Genomic DNA, 273 nt, shown 5'->3' with positions numbered 1-273 from the left:
GTGTTAAAGCGCGTAGAACGCGTAACGAAGGTAGAGTTCGTGAGTTAAAGCAGCTTCGTACAGAGCGTAAGCAACGTGTTGATCAAGTTGGTAAAACTGATTTCAATATTGAAACAGCAGATCGCTCTGGTAAGTTAGTATTTGAAGCTAAGAATCTTTGTCATGCATTTAAAGACAAAGTTATTGCTGATGATTTTTCTACACTGGTAATGCGTGGTGACAGAATCGGTCTAGTAGGCCCAAATGGTATTGGTAAAACCACACTGTTAAAAC

Annotated in this window: 1 pseudogene; it reads left to right on the top strand. The window is 39.6% G+C overall.

The features are described 5' to 3' along the window. Nucleotides 1-273: pseudogene (locus tag AAEY79_RS14865) on the top strand (ABC transporter ATP-binding protein); the annotation flags it as partial.

It is taken from the genome of Psychrobacter sp. GW64-MNA-CIBAN-0177 (assembly GCF_040309585.1).
Classification (GTDB): domain Bacteria; phylum Pseudomonadota; class Gammaproteobacteria; order Pseudomonadales; family Moraxellaceae; genus Psychrobacter; species Psychrobacter okhotskensis.
The sequence above is the reverse complement of the archived record's forward strand: the minus strand, read 5'-3'. Positions and strand labels throughout refer to the sequence as shown.